General features: G+C 48.0%; 2 protein-coding genes and 1 pseudogene. All 3 read right to left on the reverse strand.

The genetic code is table 11. The annotated features are described in order from the left end of the window. Positions 1-197 (reverse strand): annotated as a pseudogene (locus U5771_RS35150) (hypothetical protein); the annotation flags it as partial. A 111-nt stretch (positions 198-308) separates the two neighbouring features. Next, entirely contained in the window at positions 309-659 is a 351-nt protein-coding gene (locus U5771_RS35155; RefSeq protein ID WP_322028177.1) for a hypothetical protein, read from the reverse strand. Positions 660-662: 3 nt separating this feature from the next. After that, positions 663-1089: hypothetical protein (locus U5771_RS35160; RefSeq protein ID WP_322028178.1), on the reverse strand; the 427-nt coding region annotated here is incomplete at its 5' end.

Genomic DNA, 1089 nt, shown 5'->3' on the forward strand with positions numbered 1-1089 from the left:
AGCCGACCTTCCGGGTCATAGCCCAGCACGGCATTCGTGCCCGGCCGCGTCGCCGTCCGCATCCGGTTGTCCAGATCGTACGAATATGTCCATACCCCGTCGCTTGTCAGGTTGCCGTTGCGGTCATACGTCACCGCCGGCCCAGCCGCCGTAAGGTATTGGTTCAGTCCGTTGGCCGTATAGGTACTGGTTCTCATCGCCGGGTTCCAACCGTGTCGGCTATTCACCACACCCGACGAGTGACCTATGCTACGCAGTGGAAAACTCAACATGAATGAGGAGTCGCTCGCGACTCCTCGTCGTTAAAGTCAACCTAATCGATAATATTTATACAATTCATCCAACTTATCTTTAGCATAGCCACCAAATTTTGAAAATTTCATCCGAATTTCACCCCGGTTATCTCGCAATGATTTTGGCAATTCGGTCGTCTGACTGCGCAAAGCCAATCCAATAATTGTCTGAACAATTTCTATCGAGGTAGATTCGTCCTGCTCATTCAGCAAAATACCCACAGTTTCCTCGATTGCCAAAAACGCCTCTGGCGCCGACATACCCCCAACAACGTCTTCCCGGAATTTCTCGAATATCCACTCATCCTCAATCGGATCAGAATTCCATTTTTTTACTACCATTAAAAGACTTTCTTTATAATCCATTTCCTAATCCTTAAATTTGAAATCCAAAAATTTCCCCGTCTTGATATTTTCAACATAATGGATTTCGACACCGTTAACATTCTGCGTCCGCTTCACCCAGCCATCAGCATCCATAAGTCCATTTCTCTTATCTGACATTTTTGGCATCCGTGGCGGAGTCGTGCCCTGTGGTTTAGCCATCACTTGTTCCATAGCCAATTTTTCCTGGAGACTATTTGGAACCGTTCTACCTGTACTGATTTCCTGCGTAGCTGCCGGCGCTGCAATTCCGTTGACCGCATTGTAGATAGTCTGCGCTATTTTTACGGCAGGTATAAAAACAGTCTCGGGATATAGCGGTGTTATTGCATCACTCTTGGCAATCCCCTGGCCAAATATGTCGGACTGCGAGCATTGTGCAGCCAATCCAGAGGGGTCACTGAGGTTCGCC

The organism is Burkholderia sp. BCC1977, from assembly GCF_905339595.1.
Classification (GTDB): Bacteria; Pseudomonadota; Gammaproteobacteria; order Burkholderiales; family Burkholderiaceae; genus Burkholderia.